Below are 16,760 nucleotides of genomic sequence, written 5' to 3'. Positions count from 1 at the left end.
AGGAGTCAAAGTCATGAGCCAACCAGCAGAATTGTCTTTGGAACAGCAATTTAGCCTGTGTTCATTCAAAACACAGGTAAGTGACATGAGCCGCGAACAAGCTCAGGAGTTTTTGGTCAAGCTTTACGAGCAAATGATGCTACGAGAAACCATGTACCGCCATTTTCTGAAACACCACTGGGGTTTAGAACCTAACCCAGGTGTTGAGTAACCAAGAGTCGCAGTCGGCGACCTCCGTCTCTTACTCTCTTCCCTCAGGCGGAAAGGAGTTGGGGGTGATGGGGCGTCACTCGAAGGCAGAAGCTAGAACACCTCCGTACAGAGGTGAGGAAAATCTGACAATTGCTTTGTGGATTTAACTCAATGTGGGAGTCGAGCTAAGCAGTTTCTTGATTGAGAGCACGGGAGAGCGCAAAGATAATTCATCGCGCCTCGACTCGAAAATTGGATAACTATTAATAATAAGTAAGTGTTAATTTTTTAATCAATTAAAATTATTAACAAATTCAATATCTTTGTGTTTATTTGCAGGGGATGAGGTTTGACAGCAATGGCGCTAGTCGGACATCTGAGCGCGACCTCCGACTAGCAAAACCTTCAATTTTCACATCAAACCCTAGAACTCGCAAATGTGGACTCTAGAAAGAGTTATTCCCCCTGACGTTCGAGAGTCGCTTCCATTGTACTCGTCAAGTAATGACCAGACATGATGCCGCTAGATTGGTAGTAGCGGTTGTCATCAACCCGGTGAAGGGTATCAAAACCCGTCCGCCGCTGGCGTTCGTCTCCCAATACCCAATAACGCTGGACGATCGACTGGGGAGCAATCCAACCTTCGCCCTCGACGCGGGCGAGTTCGCTGTGTTGGAGTACAAAAGTATACTGCCGTTCATCGCTGTTGAGGTGTCCTCGGTACTGCAAAATAATCTCTTCGCGATCGCCTCCAGGAAATACGAGCTTTGTCACCATACTGAACCAATCTGTTCGGTTCCAGCTCACTAAAGTTTTGCCTTTAACCGTAATTGGCACGCCATTGCGCTCAATCCAGCTTCCTTCGAGCGTCCATTGGCCAGATTCCATTAAAAACGTGTGAGCCACAGTGCTGTTCCTATGCTTTTGCTGCTGGCTACAATGCTGGTGCAACAACGCACAGCCGTTGTCCCTCAGACTCTATGCTATCACGCCCAACTGTGCCAACAAGAGTTAATTTCTCCTAAAAGTACCGATGTCCGGGCACCAGTAACTTGAGGCAGATTGCCGGGAATGCCCCGAACCCGCCAGGCGGCTAAAACCGCGAATGCGATCGCCTCTTTAAAATCTACATTCAAGCCTGCCTCAGAAGTAGTCAACACTTGCACTGGATGCAATTGAGATTGCAATCGGCGTTTTAAGTAGAGATTGTGGCTTCCGCCCCCACATAGTAAAACTCGATCGGGCATAGCCGGTAAAAAAGTTTGGTAACTGTGAACGATCGAGGCCACAGTCAGTTCTGTCAGAGTAGCCAGCACGTCAGCAGGACTGAGGTTGTAACCTTGGGCCTCGACCAAACACCTGTCAAAATAGTCTACACCAAATAGCTCTCGGCCCGTTGATTTCGGCGGTGCTTGGCGGAAGAACTCTGATGCGAGCCAATCATGGACTAAAGCTTGACAGGGAGTTCCCGAGGCCGCCCAAGCTCCACCTTCGTCGATCGTCTTAGTGCCGCCTGAGAAGTGCTGCACTGCCAAATCTAACAGGGAATTCGCCGGGCCTGTATCCCAGCCCGATATGCCATCCCCAAGAGTGAAAATCTCAGACTCGTCATTGTTTCCCCCTCTTCCCGTGGCCGGAAGATAGGTAACATTGCCAATTCCGCCCAGATTTTGGATGCAGAGGCTGATGTTGGGTTCTGCCAGCAGGCAGGCATCAACTATTGACACTAAGGGTGCTCCTTGACCCCCTGCTGCAATGTCTGCCGATCGAAAGTTACTCACAGTAGTAATGCCTGTCAATTCCGCAATTAGCGCGCCCCGCCCGAGTTGCAAGCTGTAGCCCATTAACGCACCGGCGCTGTCTTTCGGGGCTTTCCCAGCAGGTCGGTGGTAGACGGTTTGACCGTGAGAGCCGATTAATTCGGCTTTATCATATTCAGCTTGAATTGTCAATGCCGCCGTGGCAAATTCTTGGGCGATGGCATCATCTAATTGGGCTAGTTCAGCCATTGACAAAGCTGAACCACTGCAAACCGAGAGAATTTGCGATCGCAAATTAGCAGGATAAGGGAGAGTCTTGCCGGCCACCAATTGCACTTTCAAGTCAGTGTGGGAACCGACCACATCCACCAAAGCAGCATCAATGCCATCCACCGAGGTGCCGCTGATCAAACCAATAACGCGGGTCATTCAATTTTAGATTTTAGATTTTAGATTTTAGATTGTTCAATTTTTCGATTTTAGATGGTCGAGTGCGATCGGGGGATCGAATATTATTTGAGGTCGATCGTCACGATCACCACAGTAATATTATCGCGTCCACCTTTATCCTTAGCTGCTTGAATTAAAGCATTTGCTGCGCCCTCGCAGGCGCGTATCGACTTCAGAGGCGAAGCAATCAAAGGATCGGAAAGTTCTTCAGTCAAACCATCGCTGCAGAGCAGCAAGCGATCCCCAGGCTGCACGTCCACCGGCAAAATATCTATCTCCCGCAAATCATCGCGGCCCAAACACTGGGACAAAACGTGACGCCAAGGATGAGTGCGAGCCTGGTCAGGAGTTAGAGCCTTTCTTTTCACAGCCTGAGCCACCCAAGTCTGGTCTTCAGTAATCTGTTCCAAGCGAGAGCCGTGCAGTCGGTACAAGCGAGAGTCCCCGATATTAGCGCACCAGGGTCGGCCCTCATCCCTAAACATTAGAACCACAGCCGTAGTTCCCATATCAGCACGCTCCGGGTGGTCGAGCTGATCCGTCAAAATTGCTTGATTGGCAATTAAAAAAGCCTTTTCCAACAACAGCGGAGAATCCTCTGGCCCTTCCCAATGTTCGAGCAAATAAGATTGAATCGCCTGAGTCGCAATCCGGCTGGCTTCTTGACCTCCGGCGTGTCCTCCCATTCCATCGGCCACTATGAAAAATCGCCCGTCAGAGTCTATGTAGTACGAATCCTGATTTACGGAACGAACTAGCCCTGTGTCTGTCTTACCTGCGAAAGAGCGTTTCATAGATTGGGTGATTGGACTCATCGAACTTGAAAGCTTGATTTAATGGGGTGCGATTTTTTCTTCCAAAACTTAAATCCCGAACTGACTTGAAATTCTGCAGCCCGCGATCGCGAGTTTGGGAAAAATTGCACTACCTTGACCTCATATTGTAGATCGATATGATGGTAATCCCGTCTTAAAATTTCGGTAAATCCAGTAAATTAAGCAGCACCTGCAAAAAAAACAGGATTTCTACAAAAAATCCGAGGTTTAGCTAGCGAGAAATCTAGGAAGCAACCGGGTTTTTAGCATCAAAGCGTGTAAGTGCGGTAAATTTCAGCAATCTGTGGTCAGCCAGCCAAAACTTAACATTCGAGGTCAAATTTGGGCTGGCGAGAAATTTCAAACCTGAAATTTCCAATCGCAAATTGCACAATTATGACATCCTGTCTAAACGATCGATCCGCTTGAACAAACGCAGCATAGCAAACCCTGCACCCGCCGCCAGCACGGCCACAGCGACAGCCGGCCAGACTTGATTGCTGACAAACAAAATTGTTGCCGACAAAGTAAAAGCACTCATCAGCAAAGCATAATTCGTACCCATTTGAGCGCTGCTCATGCGACGTAGCAAGCGCTCAGTTTCGGCAGAACGGACGCGAATCCGCAAATCTCCCTGTTCGAGTTTGTCAATAGTCTCCTCAATCCGGCGGGGCAAACCCAAAGCAGTAGAACTCACCTGAGCCGCCTGACGGCCGATTTCGTTAAAAATGCTGCTACTTGTATCGGGGCCATTTCCATTAGTCATAAGCTGCATGGCAAAAGGTTGTGCCACCTCCATAAAGTTGAACTCGGGATCTAAACCTCGGCCCACCCCTTCGATTGTGGAAAAAGCTCGCATTACAAAAGTAAAAGTAGCTGGGAAGCGAAAAGGTTGGTTGTAGGCAATATCGTAAAGGTCGTCGGTAATCGCGCTCACAGACTGATTTTCAAAAGGCTTGTCCATGAAGTTGTCCAGCATATACTGGATGCTGCGGCGTACCGGACTCATATCACCCGTAGGCACCAAAGCTCCCAAATTGATCAGAGAATCCATAATCCGCTGTCCATCCTTGGAAGCAATGCCGTAGAGCGTCTCCATCAGTCCTTCGCGGACGTTCGACTGGATTTGCCCCATCATGCCAAAATCGTAAAAAATCAGACAACCGTCAGCACTAACAGCGATGTTGCCGGGGTGTGGGTCAGCGTGGAAAAAGCCGTCATTGAGCAACTGCCGCAAATAAGCTTTTGCCCCCAACTGAGCGATTAATTTACGATCGATACCGGCAGCTTCCAAAGCTTCGTAGTGGCTGATTTTAATCCCCGGCAGGTATTCCAAAGTCAGCACTCGCGGAGCCGCGTACCGCCAATAAACCCTCGGCACCCGCACCCAGTCACAGTTGCTAAAATTGCGCCGAAAAGTATCAGCATTCCGGCCTTCATGGAGATAGTCTATTTCCAGCCACAGAATGCGACAGCATTCCTCATAAATCCCCATCCAATCTCGGCCGTAGCCCCACTTAGGATGGTTTTGAAAGTAGCGGGCAATTCCCTTAAGAATTTGCAAATCTATCTCGAACAGCTTCCGCAGTCCCGGCCGCTGCACCTTGACCACCACTTCCTGGCCCGAATGCAGTTGAGCTTTGTGTACCTGACCCAGACTGGCAGCAGCCAGGGGCACCGGGTCAAAGCTGCGGTAGAGTTCTTGAACTGTCTTGCCCAAATCTTGCTCGACAATTACCTCCAACTGCTCGTAGCTGAAAGCAGGCACTTTATCTTGCAGCTTAGAAAGTTCCTCGACAAACTCTGCTGGGAACAAATCGGCGCGGGTGGAAAATAACTGCCCAACTTTAATGAAAGTGGGCCCTAAATCCAACAGTGTTTCTCGAACCCAGATAGCTTGAAAGCGGCGTCTGGCAACTTTCTTTTCTTCCGTCACGCCTCCCCAGTAGCTCCAATTTTTGCTGTCGAGCCAGAGGGAAGCCAGCCAGAGCAAGACAAAGGCCCAAATGTCGAAAAAGCGCCGCTGCCGGGAGTATTTTTCGCGATTCCAGCGATAAGCTTTACTTTTGTAGGATTTACCAGCAGCAGTTTTTGGCTCATCGCCGTCGCCAGTGCGCTTGTTTGAGCGCTGGCGATTAACAGAGTCATCAAGGAGAGCAGACACTTGGGTTCCCAAATTGCTTATTTTATGTTGTTGCTTTGATTGCAGGTAGGAGCGCAGGAGCGCATTGCTTTGCGCTCGCGTAGTCGTAAATAATAGTTGTGGTCGGAGTATCGAGCGCTAGGGCAAACTGCTGCGGTAGCGCTGCAATTCCGATCGCACCAGGGCGACTTCGGCGCGCAGCTCGTCAATAGTCGCTTGCAACTCTGCAGGATGGATGTCTTGAATGGTGGTGGTGCTTGCCGTGCCAGTTCTGGTCTGCATCGCCTCCTCCGAAGCTCGATTAGCCCGTTCCACAACTCGATCGGTGAACTGTCGCAGGCGTTCTCTTTGTTCTGCGTCAAATTTGCCGAGTTCAGAGAAAGCGTTGGTTGCTGCGCTTTCTAATTGCTCGTACAGTGCTTCGGCAAGTGCTCTGCCTACAAAAAAAGCATGAACTGGGGGTTTACTCATAAAAAATCTCTGTGCGCTTCCGCAACAAATTATAACTTGCTTGTCCCCGATGGTGCTTGTTCCCAAAGAAAGGAAGTTTGGGGGAATTGACACTCCCACCCCTCGATCGGGGATGGGATTTTTGAGAGTTAGAACAGTGTAACGCGCAACGGCTTAGCCAAAAAGCCTCGCTTGCACTCGTTCCAATTCGAGGTTGGGGTTGCTTTGTACAAAAATGTTTGCAGCTTGGCAGCAGTAATACGCGACATCACACCACCTCAGTGCCGCGCACATATTCTAACATAATTTCAATCAAAATAGAAAACAGTCCTGCATTTTTTTGCAGGGATTTGGATTGCAGAGGGAATAGGAAATATTCAATAAACTCTGAGCTAGACTGTTGGGATTTTCCGATTATACCGCAGGTTTTGCGAGATAGTCGTTGGCGAGGAAGGGCATTATTATCTCCACTACCGATCGCATATTTGCTGAGTCATAAAACCAAGTATTTGTCCGCACTTTTAAGGAACAAAAACCATACTAATTTGTCGCAGGTTCGGGAAAAGGCACCGCGGGATCTGCCACAGGGGGTGGTGAATCAGGTGCGATCGAACTATCTGAATTGCTGCCACTGCTGCTCGGTATCGCAGGCTCAGGCGATCGCTCGGTCGGCGGCGCTAGTTCTGGTGGGGAGGATTCAGAGGGTGACAAGGTTTCCGCACTCTCAGGGGCAGGCGGGGCGGGTGCGGGGGGCGGTTCTGCAGGCAGGGGCGCAACTTCGGGTACGGGTGCGGGTTCTGGTTGGGGTTCTGGCTCGATTTCGGTTTGAGCCTCGGGAATGGGGGACTCAGAAGGCTGCTCTTGGGGCTCGGGCGTCGGGGATGGCTCAGGTAGCGGTTCGGGCTCCGGGGCGGGAGTTTCCGGGCTTGGGGACTCAGAAGGTTCGGCGCTAGTTTCAGAGGGCTCGATCTGTTCGGGAATGTTGCTGCTTTCTAAGGGCGGTTTAGGGCGCTTGTTGAGTTCGATCGGGTAGAGAGGGCTGCTTTCGACAGACGGCTGCCCGAACATCGGCCCTGAAAAATTGCCGGATTTGAGCAAATCTTCCAGAGATGGGAAGGATTCAATTTTGGATCGATTGCTGCTGAGACTGGTGCTGTTGTAGTGCCATGCTAGGTCAAAACCCATCCAGCCTGCAATTGCAGCCGTTACGAGAAACGCCAGCAAAGTCAACTGCGGCGGGGGAGGTGCGGGCAATCGCAGACTTTGCTTGCCTTTTCTTTTTGCTGGTACTCGCTCTGTTTCTTGGAGCATGGTGAGCCAATTTTCCACTGTCTGAGGGCGTTTGTGGGGGTCGATTTCGAGTCCCCGAAGGATGGCTCGCTCGATTCCCGGGCTGAGGTTCGGCTGAAATTGCCGCAACTCGGCCAGGGGAATGCGATCGCGCAGGGGTGCTGCTACGGGCGCTACACCGGAGAGTAAGTAGTAGAGGGTGGCGGAGATCGCGTAGATGTCTGTCGCCGGTGTACATTTACCGTCGTAGAGGTATTGTTCGATCGGCGCGTACCCGGGCGAGAGCAAGTTAGTGTGGGTTTGTTTGGTGCCAGCGGTAAAGCCGCGGGCAATCCCGAAATCTATTAACATTACCAGATGAGAATCGGCTCGCCGGATAATATTTTCAGGCTTGATATCTCCGTGCAGCAATCCGCTGTGGTGAACTGTACTTAAGGCTGAGGCTATTTGCCGAATATAGTGCAGGGCCTGGGCTTCTGGCAGCGGCCGATCGGTTTCGACTATTTGGGCGAGAGTTTGGCCCGGAATGTAGTCCATTGCGATAAAAGACTGTCCGGCTTCTTCAAAAAAGTCGATGACTCTGACTATGTTGGAATGCTGACACCGCGACAGGCGTTGGGCTTCGGCAATAAACTGCTGCTGAAATTGGGCAGATTCTGGGTGTTGGCGCAGACTTTCGTTGAGGGTTTTGAGTACGACGGTTTGGTTTAAATGCGTGTGGATAGCTCGGTAAGTGATGCCGAACCCTCCTATGCCTAAAGTCGCGTTAATTTTGTATTTGCCCTGTTGCAGGACTGTTGCTGGCGCTAAGTTCATCTTCAGTTGATGCCGTTTCCCAAACTATGCTACCGCCTTTGGGTTATTTCGCAGAGTTAGGGGTGAGGTTCGATCGATCTGCGCCCTAGTTTGAGCTTGAGCTCTGCTATATCTTTAATCTTTGCATCCCCACGTCATTTTAGCTGTAGTAGGTATCGTGAAACTAACGCTCCGGGTGTCCAATAAAAATCCCGCTCTTGTGGAACGGGAAAGCCATCAGGGTGCATCTATATATGTGACTATAACTTATGAGGGGTGTAACCCCTCTTTGTTTTATCAACTCTTTACAATTAGCCGATTTTTGTAAAAATTTAGACTTTTTTTTGACTTACGAGCAATTTTACGATCGCAAAAATGATCTGAGGGCGATCTTGAGCTTGAAGAAATGAAGAGGGAGAGTATTGACTAAAGTAGGGTTTCAACCCAGATTCCGCACCGCCCAACGGGCAGCGTACACTGCAAGAGTTTCATAAAATTTATCGAGGCAAACTAGATAGGAGGCCAGCTTAGTACCCCTACTTTTAGGCCTAATAGTTCGGTTGCCTGGAAGCTGTCTACAGGCTTAGAAAATAAATATCCTTGCCCCAACTCACACCCCAACTCTCTCAGTTTCTGTAGCTGTGTTGGCGTTTCTATGCCTTCTGCCACGATATCCATACCTCGGCTGCGAGCCAGCGTTACTATCGTCTGGATAATTTCTACGCCACTGTTGTCTGCCCCAATGCGGCTGACAAAAGAGCGGTCAATCTTTAAAGTATCAATGGGAAACTCGTGTAAGCGGCTTAAAGAAGAGTAGCCCGTGCCAAAGTCGTCGATACACAACTGAATGCCTAGAGCTTTTATCTGCTTCAACATCTTTTCTTCCCTGGATACTGTTTCTAAAATGCAGCTTTCAGTAATCTCTAGTTTTAGAGAGTAGCTTGGAAGGGCAGTCTGCTGCAAAATCTCCTCAATTCGATTGAGTAGGTTGACTTGTTTGAGCTGCACGGGGGAAAGATTGACATTAATCGCCAAGGGAGGTGTTTGGGGAAACTGTTGCTGCCAAATACGGATCTGGTGACAAGCTTCGTGCAAAACCCACCACCCCAGTTCATTGATCAAACCAGTTTCTTCAGCCACAGGGATAAACTCGGCAGGCGGGTAGATGGTTCCAGATGGGTGATGCCAGCGCACTAAAGCTTCAAAACCACTCAGTTGCCCCGAAGAAAGGGAGACAATTGGCTGGTAGTGAACGCAAAATTCTTGTAGCACCATCGCCCTTCTCAAGTCGTTCTCCAACTGCAAGCGCGTCATCGCAACAGCTTGCATCGCTGGATCGAAAACTTCGTAACGCCCTCTGCCTTGAGCTTTAGCATAATACATTGCGATATCCGCATCTCTGAGTACGTCTTCTGGGCGATCGTAACCCATTGTGCTCAGAATAATGCCAATGCTGATCTCGGTAAATACTTCATAATCATTCAAATTAAACGGCTGCCTTAATTGGTTTTGGATGCGTTCAGCCACCCTGGTCGGTTCGTCAATATCTTTAATATCTTCTAACAAGAGTACAAATTCATCTCCTCCAAACCGCGCAACTGCATCTGTGTGGCGTAAAGAAGCTTGCAGTTGACGAGCAACGCTTTTTAGTAATTCATCCCCAACCAAATGTCCGAGGCTATCATTCACGACTTTAAAGCGATCGAGGTCAATAAATAGCACCGCATATAAATAATCTTCACGTCTGTACGCCTTGCCGATCGCCTGTTGCAGCCGATTCATAAACCAAGCGCGGTTAGGCAAATCCGTTAGCGCGTCGTGAAAAGCATCATGTCCTAATTTTTCTTCCCTTTGCAACAACTGAACTTGAGCCTGTTGAAGCTCGTTGACGGCTTGTGTAAGTTCAGCCGTTTGAGAAGCCACCCGTTCCTCTAACTCACAAGTAAGTTTCTGCAAGGCAGCTTCCGCCTCTTTTCGCGCTTCAATTTCCTGTTTGAGAAGCGTATTTTGTTCTTCCAGAGTCTTGGTCAAATTTCGCAGTCTCAGGTGTAGTTGCACGCGGGCTAGGACTTCCTCTTGCTGAAAGGGTTTGGTGATATAATCTACTGCGCCCATTGACAGACCTTTAACCTTATCTACGCGATCGGTAAGAGCTGTCATAAAAATCACAGGGATATCTTTCGTTGCCACCGATGCTTTTAAGCGGTAGCAGGTTTCAAATCCATCTATCCCCGGCATCATCACATCTAACAATATGATATTTGGCGAAACTTCTTGTAGCTTTTCAATAGCACTTTCCCCATCCTTAGCCACTAAAACCTTGAAGCCTGACTCCTTCAAAAAATCGAACAGAAGTTTTAGGTTATTTGGGTTATCATCAACAATTAAAATTACATTTTCGTTTTTGTTAAGCATTTTATTTCCCAAAATGTGTCTTCATAAAAGCTAGTAGTTCTTTTTCTTCAAAATTTTTGGCAAATTGCAAGATTTTATTGGCAAATGGTAGATAGTTGCCGTCTATCTGCTTGAGTCTATTTGCTTCCTGCTCAACAATTTCAATATCGCCGATCCGAGCCGCATTAAACAGCGCTACCAGGTCTGTTGATGGCGGTATCACCAGCTCACTACTCTGAACATTTAATAAATTAGTGAAACCTTCCTGCTGTTCGTTCGCCAAATCAGCAGGTTGGTCGTAAGTCCATTCTATTTGCAAATAAATCTTTAATAATTCTAGCAATTCTTCTACTTGTATCGGCTTTGACACGAACTCGTTGCAACCTGCGTCTTTACTATTTTGCCGATCGAAGTTAAACACGCTGGCGCTGGATGCTATCAATATTACATCTTTAAATTCTGGTGATTTCCGCAAGCGCCGCGACATTTCAAATCCATCCATTACTGGCATCACTAAGTCTGTGATAATCAGATCTGGTTTAAACTCAGCAGCTTTATCTAAGCCCTCTTGTCCATCACAAGCTTCCATTATTTGAAAACCTAGTGGTTCTAAAAGATTTATCAAAAAACCTCGATTTTCAAATCGATCGTCTACGACCAAAATTTTCTTTTTATTTCCTTTAAAGCCATTTAAATTAATTGAATTATTGAGCGAAGTTTGCTCAATATATTCAGATGATTGAGTCAACTCTAAATCGAGGTAAAAAATACTGCCTTGACCGAGTATACTTTCGACTTTTATTTCGCCTCGCATCATTTGAACAATTTTTTGTGCGATCGCTAATCCTAACCCGGTGCCTTCTGCCTTCTGCTGAATATTTCCGACTTGTTCAAACGGTAAAAATATTTTTTCTAACTGTTCTGGTGCCATTCCCACGCCAGTATCTTGGATATGGAAACGAATTTTAGTAAATTGTGATTGGTCAGAGTCTTCCCCCTCACCTATTACGCCTACCTTAAAAATAACACCACCTTTTTTTGTAAATTTAATAGCATTGCCCAAAAGGTTGATCAAAACTTGGCGCAGTCGTTTTTCATCAGCACAGACAGCGTTAGGAAGTTGATTTAATACTTGATAATTAAATGTAATTTCTTTTTGTTCAGCTCGGATACGGCAGATTTCCACAACCCCATTCAGAAAATAAGGAAAATTAAAAGCTGAATTGTAAAGATCCATTTTATTTGCTTCAATTTTAGAAATATCTAAAATATCGTTAATCAGAGTGAGTAAGTGCGAACCACATTGGTGAATAACTTGGATTGCATCTTTTTGTTTAGGAGTTGTACTTTTATCGCGTTCCATAATTTGAGCGTATCCTAGAATTCCGTTCAGGGGAGTACGGAGTTCATGGCTCATGTTGGCGAGGAATTCGCTCTTGGCGTGGTTAGCAGTATCAGCGGCAACTTTTGCCTCTTTTAGCTCACTTGTCCGTTCTTCTACTCGATTTTCTAGATCTGAATTTGTCTTTTCTAAAGCAGCAAAAGACTCGCGCAATTGCTGTGCCATTTGGTTAAAAGATTGAGCGAGAATTCCCAATTCATCTATGCCATTTACCTCGACTTTTTGGTCTAATTGACCGCTAGCGATCGCTTTACTCGCTTTACTCAAACGAAAAATAGGATGGGTAATCCAGCGGGAGGCGAGGATTCCTAACAACGTCGCTAGCACTAACGCTAAAACGCAGAGTAGGATAGTGCTGCGGGTATTGGCATTGATTTCCTCCATAAAGTCGGCTTCTGGAACGACTACCACAATCAGCCAATCAAGACCTCTACCATCTTGGAATGGGGATACTTGCACGAATTCTCGCTGACCATTTAGCATGAATTCTAATTGCGAGTTGCTATCTATTTCGGTGAAGTTACCAAAGCGTTCTATTAAATGCTGCGCTGTTCCCTGTATCAAAGGCACGCTGCTTTCAATCGCTTTTAATCTTTGCGTTTTTTTGCGATTTTTTTTATTGATAAATGGCTTCTCGGGGGTGGAAGAAGCCACTAGCAAGCCAGAGCGTTCTATGATGAAAGTCTTTCCGGATTTACCAATTTTTAAAGTTTGGAGAAAATCGCCAATTTTTGAGAGAAACAGATCGGTACTTACAACTCCTATAAAAGTGCCATTTTTGTCGTAAACAGGTTCGCTAGCGGAGATTCCTAGGCTAGGTTGAATATAATATTGATAAATTTTATTCCATTGGGGTTTGCCTGCAACTTTTGCGGCTTGATACCAGGGTCGAATGCGGGGATCGTAGTCTGGGTGGGTTTCCTTAAACTGAGTAGGGTTGCCCTCTCTATCTACGCTGACGATCGTATTGATAAAATTAGTAGATCGATCCGTTATTTCAATAACAACACTGCCATTATCCTTATATCCAGCACCCGCATATTCTTTTCTTTCCCCGCCAAAACTGATGTAACTAACAGTGGAAAATTGCTTGAGCTGCCAGTAGAAGTAGCTTCTCATAGAACCCATATTGTCTGGATTCCACAACCCAAATCTGCGAATGGCATCGACGCTGATGGCATTGACCAAATGGGGCGTTTCCAAGTAAGTGTTTAGTTGTTGATTGATGCGGGCGAGTACCTCCGTTCGTAATTGGCTAGTAACATTGTTGACGGCCGTTTTGCCGTTGCGTAGCGAGAGCCAACCTGTCAGTCCCACAGCGACAAAGATTTGCAGCACGAATGGTACGACTAAGACGAGGCGCAGCGGGATTTTTTGAGGGCTTTCTGCAAGTTTATTCTCACTCGCGATTAGTGTCATGGCGGAGTCATTTTAGTATTTGGATTGTTTCAATAACTACAGTCGCTCACCCTTAATCATTTAAAGTTTCCTGTATGGAAATTCTTTATTCCCTTTCTATTGAGTACACCTCTATTGACTTGTAGGTCTTGACTTCAATATGAATTGATCTAAGCATACAATTATAGTCAGGACTTACGCACTATACGGCCTGAAACCCAGAACTATCGCGGCCCTCAGAGCCACCCTGACCCCCAGAAGCGCTCTTAAAAAGGGGGAACCGCTTCAAAAAAGGGGAACCGCTCCCCAAAACCACTTGAAAGCACCCTTGTCAAGGGTTTGGGGGAGCTATGCGTAAGTCCTAATAATCTAGAGTGCAGAGATCCTGAATCAATCCTAAACTCAACAATGCCATTAGTTCAGGTTGAATCAGGTGGGAAGCTAAAAAAGATCTGGCTGCACGATCGCGGGAAACGCAGCGGGGCGATCGGCGATATAGTGCTGACTTCGCTGCTTCGATCGGAGGGGTATAGTCCTGGACGCACGATTGTTGAGAAAGCGGGTTTTTTTACGAAAAGACGGGTTGTAGACTGGAGATTCGGTAAAAAACCCGGTTTCACCGGCCCCGATGCGTCCAGGACTATTGACATCTCCAGTTTCATCAATAAGCAGAAGGATTTATTGCTCGCCAATTAAGGATCGCGAATTAAATAATTTACACATATTTGTGGGACGGGCGGGACGCCCATCCCACAAGAACAATAAATTGTAAGTTATTTAATTCTCATTCCTTAGCTTGTAGATGAGGTTGAATCTGGTGGCTGTTAAGGCTTTGCTGTCCCCGATCGCCTTGGGAAAAAAATGATGTAATGATTGGCTATCGGACAACCAAAATTGGCTATTTCATGTAAGATTTTACTCTCTATCTTTGATAACAATCCTAAAGAAAGGGAGGAACTTAAAAGATTCGTAATTTATAACTTCGTTGAAGAGGTGTTGATAGTTGTGGCAGCAGTCATCGATCAGCTTGACTGTTTGTGAAACCTGACAAGCGAATTTCAAAGGTGGTACCCGCCACGTGATTTATCCGTGGAATCAATCCAAAATCTAAAATCTCAAATCCTCAAGCCCCCGAATTTATCTCGCGCAAGTCAATCCAAAATCTAAAATCTAAAATCTAAAATCGAATGACGGGGTGGTGTTACCATACCGATCCATCCTCAAACAATGGTTGGTCAATCCCTCTTTTATGAACTCTTACTTTGACCGAAAAAAAATGAGTAATTTCAAAAATATAGGACGTTGTTCCACAGGTTCTGTTTTTATCCAATGTCTGCTAGAGTTAGGGTAATGGGCGATCGGGATTGTGCCACTGGCGATCGGGCTTTTGCTACAGGCAATTAATTAGATATTTGGGTAAATTTTATAACTCTTGAACAATAGTAAAGCGACATCTTTGAACGATGATCGATCTACCCTTTTTCATCGTCGATTAGTTACGGATTTGGTTGTTGCTTAGCTTTATACTACCCCCGCAGTGACAAAAGAGGGATAACAAGGTATTTTGACTTACCTCTTGTGTCTCCAATTATTCCACACCCCAATTTGAAACCTCAAGAGGGTAATTGCAATAGCCGACTTTTTTTAATCCGGCGGAAGGGGAAGCTTTTTTTTGCGATCGCACATCCAAACTCTTGTGGGGTAAGCATCCTCTCTTCCCTTAACTTTATTTTCCCTCCCTATGTAATGTAAAATCATTTACAATGATAAAGACCAATTTGTCATCCATCTTTTGACAGAAGCAGTCCGCCACTACTTTAGTCAGATAATAGCAATACCATCCCCAAAAACTCATGAGAGCTAGGGTTGCTGCTGCCTGAACCCGTACTGCTAACCAGATGTTTTGCACCATCAACGCTGAAGCAGCCGGAAACCCCTTCAAACTCGCCAAAGGTAACGGTCATGTCAACTGCACAGATAACAAGCCCCAATTCAAATAATGGTTATGCCAAACAGTTACTCAGAACCTTAGTAGCTGTCAAAAAAGGGGACTTTTCAGTTCGGATGCCCATAGACCAGACCGGTCTAGCGGGGAAAATTGCTGACGAACTTAACGACATTATCGAGCTCAATGAGAGAATGGCGGCCGAACTCGATCGGATCGGTACAGTTGTCGGTAAAGAAGGCAAAATCGCCCAGCGGGCAAGCATTGGCAGCGCCGAGGGGTCTTGGGCAGCTAGCGTAGATTCTGTCAATACCCTAATTACAGATTTAGTGCAACCAACCTCTGAAACCGCCAGAGTAATTCGGGCAGTAGCAAAAGGAGATTTATCGCAAACCATCGCCTTAGAAATAGAAGACAGACCCCTCAAAGGAGAATTCCTCCAAACAGCGCAAATTGTTAACACAATGGTAGACCAGTTGAGCTCCTTTGCGTCGGAAGTAACGCGGGTTGCTAGGGAAGTGGGAACCGAAGGGAAATTAGGCGTGCAAGCTGAAGTTAAAGGAGTTGCAGGAACCTGGAAAGATTTAACTGATTCAGTTAACTCGATGGCGGGGAATTTAACAGCCCAAGTGCGGAACATTGCCGAAGTGACAACCGCTGTGGCAAATGGCGATTTATCCAAAAAAATTACTGTCGATGTTAAAGGGGAAATTCTCGAACTGAAAAACACGATTAACATCATGGTGGATCAGTTGAGTTCCTTCGCATCTGAAGTAACGCGGGTGGCGAGAGAAGTAGGAACGGAAGGCAAATTAGGCGTGCAAGCTGAAGTGCGGGGAGTAGCAGGAACCTGGAAAGATTTAACGGATTCAGTTAACTCGATGGCCGGCAATCTTACCGCACAGGTGCGGAACATTGCCGACGTGACGACGGCTGTGGCAAATGGCGATTTATCTAAAAAAATTACCGTCGATGTTAAAGGTGAAATTCTCGAACTGAAAAACACGATTAACATCATGGTGGATCAGTTAAATTCCTTTGCATCTGAAGTAACGCGGGTGGCGAGAGAAGTAGGTTCCGAAGGCAAACTCGGCGGTCAAGCTGAAGTTAAAGGAGTTGCCGGAACTTGGAAGGATTTAACTGATAGCGTTAACTTCATGGCAGGCAGTTTGACAGCACAAGTGCGAAACATTGCTGAAGTGACAACGGCTGTGGCAAAGGGCGATTTATCTAAGAAAATTACCGTAGATGTTAAAGGCGAAATTCTCGAACTCAAAAACACCGTCAACACGATGGTTGACCAGTTAAATTCCTTCGCATCTGAAGTCACCAGGGTTGCTAGGGAAGTGGGGACGGAAGGGAAATTAGGCGTACAAGCAGAAGTGCAGGAAGTAGCAGGAACCTGGAAAGATTTAACGGATTCAGTTAACTCAATGGCGGGGAATTTAACAGCACAAGTCCGAAACATTGCTGAGGTGACGACGGCTGTTGCTAACGGTGACTTATCTAAGAAAATTACGGTACAGGTTAAAGGAGAAATTTTAGAACTGAAAAACACCATTAACGTGATGGTGGATCAGCTTAATTCCTTCGCTTCGGAAGTAACACGGGTGGCGAGGGAAGTGGGTTCCGAAGGTAAGCTGGGCGGGCAAGCGGATGTCCGAGGCGTAGCAGGAACTTGGAAGGATTTAACGGATTCAGTTAATTTTATGGCGGGTAGTTTGAC

12 protein-coding genes are annotated in these 16,760 nt (G+C 46.7%); 3 read left to right on the top strand and 9 right to left on the bottom strand.

Annotated elements, in window-relative coordinates; genetic code table 11:
* Positions 1-13: 13 nt before the first annotated feature.
* Complete coding sequence (locus QUB30_RS28215; protein ID WP_006635253.1) at positions 14-211, top strand: NblA/ycf18 family protein; 198 nt, start codon at positions 14-16, stop codon at positions 209-211.
* A gap of 437 nt (positions 212-648) precedes the next feature.
* On the opposite strand, the gene QUB30_RS28210 is transcribed toward QUB30_RS28215, so the two are convergent.
* The 8 genes from QUB30_RS28210 to QUB30_RS28175 all read right to left on the bottom strand — a co-directional run bounded on the left by QUB30_RS28210 (position 649) and on the right by QUB30_RS28175 (position 13,110).
* Positions 649-1,098, bottom strand: a complete 450-nt coding sequence (locus QUB30_RS28210) for a hypothetical protein (protein WP_242722026.1) — start codon at positions 1,096-1,098, stop codon at positions 649-651.
* An 80-nt stretch (positions 1,099-1,178) separates the two neighbouring features.
* The gene (locus QUB30_RS28205) at positions 1,179-2,381 is read right to left on the bottom strand and encodes an anhydro-N-acetylmuramic acid kinase (RefSeq protein ID WP_333340594.1); all 1,203 of its coding nucleotides are present in this window, start codon (positions 2,379-2,381) and stop codon (positions 1,179-1,181) included.
* Positions 2,382-2,464: 83 nt separating this feature from the next.
* Positions 2,465-3,196: a PP2C family serine/threonine-protein phosphatase gene (locus QUB30_RS28200; protein WP_333064224.1), complete on the bottom strand. Its 732-nt coding sequence runs from the start codon at positions 3,194-3,196 to the stop codon at positions 2,465-2,467.
* A 415-nt stretch (positions 3,197-3,611) separates the two neighbouring features.
* Positions 3,612-5,381: an AarF/ABC1/UbiB kinase family protein gene (locus QUB30_RS28195; protein WP_333340592.1), complete on the bottom strand. Its 1,770-nt coding sequence runs from the start codon at positions 5,379-5,381 to the stop codon at positions 3,612-3,614.
* Between the two features lie 117 nt (positions 5,382-5,498).
* Positions 5,499-5,831, bottom strand: a complete 333-nt coding sequence (locus tag QUB30_RS28190) for a DUF6825 family protein (protein ID WP_333340589.1) — start codon at positions 5,829-5,831, stop codon at positions 5,499-5,501.
* Between the two features lie 519 nt (positions 5,832-6,350).
* The gene (locus QUB30_RS28185; RefSeq protein ID WP_333340586.1) at positions 6,351-7,916 is read right to left on the bottom strand and encodes a serine/threonine-protein kinase; all 1,566 of its coding nucleotides are present in this window, start codon (positions 7,914-7,916) and stop codon (positions 6,351-6,353) included.
* Positions 7,917-8,405: 489 nt separating this feature from the next.
* Positions 8,406-10,310 carry an EAL domain-containing protein gene (locus QUB30_RS28180; protein ID WP_333340583.1) on the bottom strand — a complete coding sequence of 635 codons (1,905 nt, stop codon included), beginning with the start codon at positions 10,308-10,310 and terminating at the stop codon, positions 8,406-8,408.
* A gap of 1 nt (position 10,311) precedes the next feature.
* Entirely contained in the window at positions 10,312-13,110 is a 2,799-nt protein-coding gene (locus QUB30_RS28175) for an ATP-binding protein (RefSeq protein ID WP_333340581.1), read from the bottom strand.
* 387 nt (positions 13,111-13,497) lie between these two features.
* Between QUB30_RS28175 and QUB30_RS28170 the strand changes: the two genes are divergently transcribed.
* A complete protein-coding gene (locus tag QUB30_RS28170; RefSeq protein WP_333340579.1) occupies positions 13,498-13,785 on the top strand; it encodes a hypothetical protein in 288 nt (95 codons plus the stop codon).
* A 1,121-nt stretch (positions 13,786-14,906) separates the two neighbouring features.
* On the opposite strand, the gene QUB30_RS28165 is transcribed toward QUB30_RS28170, so the two are convergent.
* Positions 14,907-15,053: a hypothetical protein gene (locus QUB30_RS28165; protein ID WP_333340576.1), complete on the bottom strand. Its 147-nt coding sequence runs from the start codon at positions 15,051-15,053 to the stop codon at positions 14,907-14,909.
* On the opposite strand from QUB30_RS28165, the gene QUB30_RS28160 reads away from it, so the two are divergent.
* On the top strand, positions 15,052-16,760 hold a 1,709-nt coding region (locus QUB30_RS28160; RefSeq protein WP_333340573.1), incomplete at its 3' end, for a HAMP domain-containing protein. The two genes, QUB30_RS28165 and QUB30_RS28160, sit on opposite strands and share 2 nt — an antisense overlap.

The organism is Microcoleus sp. BROC3 (genome assembly GCF_036702515.1).
Classification (GTDB): domain Bacteria; phylum Cyanobacteriota; class Cyanobacteriia; order Cyanobacteriales; family Microcoleaceae; genus Microcoleus.
Note: the sequence above shows the minus strand (reverse complement) of the source record. Positions and strands in the feature narration are given on the sequence as shown.

Coding starts and splice junctions, on each gene's coding strand:
- QUB30_RS28200 (WP_333064224.1), bottom strand. CDS start 3,196: ATGAAACGCTCTTTCGCAGGTAAGACAGACACAGGGCTAGTTCGTTCC.
- QUB30_RS28215 (WP_006635253.1), top strand. CDS start 14: ATGAGCCAACCAGCAGAATTGTCTTTGGAACAGCAATTTAGCCTGTGT.
- QUB30_RS28190 (WP_333340589.1), bottom strand. CDS start 5,831: ATGAGTAAACCCCCAGTTCATGCTTTTTTTGTAGGCAGAGCACTTGCC.
- QUB30_RS28205 (WP_333340594.1), bottom strand. CDS start 2,381: ATGACCCGCGTTATTGGTTTGATCAGCGGCACCTCGGTGGATGGCATT.
- QUB30_RS28165 (WP_333340576.1), bottom strand. CDS start 15,053: ATGACCGTTACCTTTGGCGAGTTTGAAGGGGTTTCCGGCTGCTTCAGC.
- QUB30_RS28180 (WP_333340583.1), bottom strand. CDS start 10,310: ATGCTTAACAAAAACGAAAATGTAATTTTAATTGTTGATGATAACCCA.
- QUB30_RS28175 (WP_333340581.1), bottom strand. CDS start 13,110: ATGACACTAATCGCGAGTGAGAATAAACTTGCAGAAAGCCCTCAAAAA.
- QUB30_RS28185 (WP_333340586.1), bottom strand. CDS start 7,916: ATGAACTTAGCGCCAGCAACAGTCCTGCAACAGGGCAAATACAAAATT.
- QUB30_RS28170 (WP_333340579.1), top strand. CDS start 13,498: ATGCCATTAGTTCAGGTTGAATCAGGTGGGAAGCTAAAAAAGATCTGG.